Raw genomic sequence first — 5,039 nt, 5'->3', positions numbered from 1 at the left:
TTCTCGATGTCACGAAGGAGGCTGTCGGGCTGTGCAAGGAGCGGTCCGGCCGTCGGGAACCTTCGCCCGCAGGCTCGTCCGCGCGGAGCCTTCCGGCGAGGAGCCGCCGGCTTGGCGGCCGACGGGCACCGTGCTGCTCACCGGCGGCACCGGCGCGCTCGGTGCCCAGGTGGCCCGGTGGCTCGCCGGCCGTGGCGCCGAGCACCTGGTGCTCTGCGGGCGTCGCGGCGCGCGGGCCGAAGGAGCTACCGAACTCGCCGATGAACTCCGCGCACTCGGCACGGCGGTCACGCTGGCCGCCTGCGACGTCACCGACCGCGCGGCGGTGGAGGGACTCCTGCGCCGGCTCGCCGACGACGGCGCCCCGGTGCGGACGGTCGTGCACGCGGCGGGTGTGCCGCAGCTGACCGCGCTGGCCGACACCGATCCCGCCGAGTTCGCCGAGGTGGCGGCCGCCAAGGTGGCGGGTGCCCGCCACCTGCACGAGCTCACCGAGGACCTGGACGCCTTCGTGGTCTTCTCCTCGATCGCCGCCACCTGGGGCAGCGCGGGGCAAAGCGGTTACGCCGCGGCAAACGCCTACCTCGACGCGCTGGTGGAACTGCGTCGCGGCCAGGGTCTCAGCGGCACGTCGGTGGCGTGGGGCCCGTGGGCGGGCGACGGCATGGCCGCCGGCGAGGCCGGGGCGCAGCTGCAGCGGCTCGGCCTGACCGGGCTGGACCCGGAACTGGCCACCGCGGCGCTCGGGCACGCGCTCGACCACGACGAGGTCACCGTCACCGTCGCGGACGTCGACTGGCCGCGGTTCGTCCCGGTGTTCACCGCACACCGGCCCAGCCCGCTGCTGGACGCCGTGACCGAGTTCGACGCCGTCGACGCGGTCGCCGAACCGGCGGAGTCGGCGCTCTCCATCCGGTTGCGGGCACTGCCCGAAACCGCTCGCCAGGAGTTCCTGCTGGACCTGGTCCGCACCGAGGCCGCCGCCGTGCTCGGTTACGCCGGCCCCGACGCCGTTTCCGGTGGTTCGTCGTTCCGCGAACTGGGCTTCGACTCGCTCACCGCCGTCGAGCTGCGCAACCGCTTGACCGAGGCGACCGGTCTCAAGCTCACCGCGACCCTCGTGTTCGACTACCCGACACCCGAGGCTCTGGCCGGGTACCTGCGCACCGAACTGTCCGGTGACACCGCGGCCGCCGCCGTGGTGACCAGGACGGCCACGGTGACCGACGAGCCGATCGCCATCGTGGGCATCGGGTGCCGGTTCCCTGGCGGTGTCGCCTCGCCGTCGGATCTGTGGGCGCTGCTGGCCGAAGGCGGCGACGCGGTCTCCGCCTTCCCCACCGATCGCGGCTGGCAGCCGGACGCCGGTTACGCCCACGAGGGCGGGTTCATCCACGACGCGGCCGAGTTCGACGCCGAATTCTTCGGGATCTCCCCGCGTGAGGCGCTGGCGATGGACCCGCAGCAGAGGATCCTGCTGGAGACCTCCTGGGAGGCGTTCGAGCACGCCGGTATCGACGTCTCGACGTTGAAGGGCAGCCGGACCGGCGTCTTCGTCGGCGCGGGGCCGCAGGGTTACGGCGTCGGCGCGGGGGACCTGCCGGACGCCGTGGAGGGACACCTGATGATCGGCACCACGCCGAGCGTGGTGTCGGGCCGGGTCGCCTACTCCTTCGGGCTGGAGGGCCCGGCGGTCACGGTGGACACCGCCTGCTCGTCGTCGCTGGTCGCGCTGCATTGGGCCGCGCAAGCGCTCAGGCAGGGGGAGTGCGAGCTGGCACTCGCCGGCGGGGTGACCATCATGTCGACCTCTACCGCCTTCGAAGGGTTCAGCGCGCAGGGCGGGCTGGCCGCGGACGGCCGGTGCAAGGCGTTCGCCGAGGGTGCCGACGGCACGGGCTGGGGCGAGGGTGCCGGGATGCTGCTGGTGGAGCGGCTGTCGGACGCCGAACGTCACGGTCACCGGGTGCTCGCGGTGGTGCGCGGGAGCGCGATCAATTCCGATGGCGCGTCGAACGGATTGACCGCGCCGAACGGTCCTTCGCAGCAGCGGGTGATTCGTGAGGCCTTGGCGAGTGCGGGCTTGGCACCGTCCGATGTGGACGCTGTGGAGGCGCACGGAACGGGTACCGCGCTGGGTGACCCGATCGAGGCGCAGGCGTTGCTGGCGACTTACGGGCAGGACCGGGATCGGCCGCTGTGGCTGGGTTCGGTGAAGTCCAACCTCGGCCACACGCAGGCCGCGGCGGGTGTGGCGGGCGTGATCAAGATGGTCATGGCGATGCGGCACGGTTCGCTCCCGAGGACCCTGCACGCCGCGGAGCCGACTTCCCGTGTCGACTGGTCGGCGGGCGCTGTCTCCCTGCTGACCGAAGCCCGCGACTGGCCGGACGACGCCGCGCCGCGCCGCGCCGGGGTGTCTTCGTTCGGTATCAGCGGCACGAACGCGCACATCATCCTGGAGCAGGCGCCGCCACCGGCGGCACCGGAGCCCGCGCGCTCGCCCTCGGTGGTGCCGTGGGTTCTCTCCGCCAAGAGCGAGCGGGCCCTGCGGGCACAGGCGGTCCGGCTCCGGTCCATTGTGGACGATCCGGCGGCGGTACCGGCGGACGTCGCCAACGTGCTGGCCACCGGACGGTCGGCACTGCCGTACCGATCGGTGGTACTCGGCGCCGATCGCGCCGAGCTCGCGCGAGCCCTCGACGTCCTGGCCGCAGGCGAGTCCGCCGCCGGGGTGGTGCGCGGGGAACAGGGCAAGGGCAAGGTCGCCTTCCTGTTCACCGGGCAGGGTTCGCAGCGCCTGGGCATGGGCCGCGAACTGGCCGCGGAGTTCCCGGTGTTCGCCGAGCACTTCGCGCTGGTCTGCGCCCGGCTGGACGAGCTGCTCGGCGTGTCGGTGGCCGAGGTGACCTACGCCGGTGGCGACCTGCTGGACCAGACCGTGCACGCACAGGCGGCGCTGTTCGCCGTCGAGGTCGCGCTGTTCCGGCTCGCCGAGTCCTGGGGGGTGCGGCCGGACTACCTGATGGGGCACTCCGTCGGCGAGATCGCCGCCGCGCACGTGTCCGGGGTGCTGTCGCTGGAGGACGCCTGCAAACTGGTGGCCGCCCGCGGGAAGCTCATGCAGGCACTGCCGTCCGGCGGGGCGATGGTGGCGGTGGAGGCCGCCGAGGAGGAAATCCTGCCGCTGCTGAGCGGAGCCGAGGAACACGCCGGCATCGCCGCCTTGAACGGCCCCCGCGCCGCGGTGCTGTCCGGCACGGAAGAGGTGGTGCTGCGTGTCGCGGCCGACCTCGCCGCGCGGGGTCACCGGACCAAGCGCCTCCGGGTCAGCCACGCGTTCCATTCCCCGCTGATGGAGCCGATGCTGCCCGAGTTCCAAGCGGTGCTGGAGACCTTGACGTTCGGTGCCGCGGAGATTCCCGTGGTGTCGAACCTGACCGGCGCGGTCACCGACGACCTCGCCTCGCCCGGCTATTGGCTGGCGCATGTGCGCCGGGCCGTCCGGTTCGCCGACGGCGTCCGGATGCTGCACGGCCTCGGGGTCACGACGTTCCTGGAGGTCGGCCCGGACAGCACGCTCTGCGCGGCCGCGCGTGACTGCCTGCCCGACGCCGCCGGGACGGACTTCGTCCCGCTGCTGCACCGGGATCGGCCCGAGGTGCGCACCGCGGTGACCGCGCTCGCCCGCCTCCACGTGCGGGGCGCGGGCGTTCACTGGAGCAGCGTCGTCGGCGGCGCCCGGCCGGAGCTGCCGACCTACGCGTTCCAGCGGGAGCGGTATTGGCTGACCGCCGCCGCACCCGCCCCGGCGGGCCAGGGGGACGGCGATCCTGGGTTCTGGGAAGCGGTGGACCGCCAGGACGCCGAGGCGGTGGCCGCCTCGCTGCAGGTCGGCGAGGAGGACCTCGCCACGGTGCTGCCCGCGCTGTCCGCGTGGCGACGGCGTGGCACCGAGAAGTCCACTGTGGACTCCTGGCGGTATCGGGCGGACTGGCGGCCGGTGTCCCAGCCCGGCGGTCCGCCGTCCGGCCGGTGGCTGGTGGCGTTCCCCGAAGGACTTCAGGACGACGAAGCCGTCAGCGGCCTGCTGTCGGCGCTCGGTGCGCATGCGGTGTCCTTCGGCGTGACCGACACCGATCGCGAGAGCCTCGCCGACCGCCTTCGCGCGGCCGGTGAGGGAGTGACCGGCGTGGTCTCGTTGCTGGGCCTGGCAGGCGAGGGCGTGCTCACATCCATCGCGTTCGTCCAGGCACTGAACGACGCGGGGCTCGCCGCGCCTTGCTGGGCGATCACCCGTGGCGCGGTGTCGACGGGGCCGTCCGACCGCGTCGCGGATCCCGCTCAGGCGCAGATCTGGGGTCTCGGCCGGGTGGCCGGGCTCGAACAACCGGCGCGGTGGGGCGGTCTCCTCGACCTGCCGGCCAAGGCCGACGACCGGACCTTCGCCCAGGTGCTCGGCGCGCTGGCCGGGGTCGAGGATCAGCTCGCGGTGCGACCGTCCGGGGTCTTCGCCCGGCGGCTGGTGCGGGCCGCCGATCCGGTGGAGACCACCTGGCGGCCGTCCGGGACCGTGCTGATCACCGGCGGGACCGGCGCGCTGGGTGCGCGGGTCGCCCGCTGGGCCGCCGAGGGCGGCGCCCGGCACCTCGTGCTGACCAGTCGTCGTGGCCCCGGCGCACCGGGGAGTTCGGCGCTGGAAGCCGAACTCCGTGCGCTCGGCGCCGAGGTGACCATCGCCGCCTGCGACGTCACCGACCGCGAGGCCGTGGCCGGTCTGCTGCGCGAACATCCGGTGTCCACTGTGGTGCACACCGCCGGTGTACTCGACGACGGCATGCTGGACGGCTTGACGGCCGAGCGGGTCGACGCGGTTTTGAAGTCCAAAGTGGAGGGTGCGCGGATCCTGCACGACCTGACCGGTGACCTGGACGCCTTCGTGGTCTTCTCGGCCTTCGCCGGCGCGGTGGGGAGTGCCGGCCAGGCGGCATACGCCGCCGCGAACGCCCACCTCGACGCATTGATGGAGCAGCGCCACG

The 5,039-nt window shown here is 73.5% G+C and carries 1 protein-coding gene; it reads left to right on the top strand.

The features are described from left to right. Positions 1 to 31 precede the first annotated feature (31 nt). On the top strand, positions 32 to 5,039 hold a 5,008-nt coding region (locus tag H5J31_RS39340; RefSeq protein ID WP_328701735.1), incomplete at its 3' end, for a type I polyketide synthase.

Source organism: Amycolatopsis pittospori, assembly GCF_013870525.1.
Classification (GTDB): Bacteria; Actinomycetota; Actinomycetes; order Mycobacteriales; family Pseudonocardiaceae; genus Amycolatopsis; species Amycolatopsis pittospori.
Note: the sequence above shows the minus strand (reverse complement) of the source record. Positions and strands in the feature narration are given on the sequence as shown.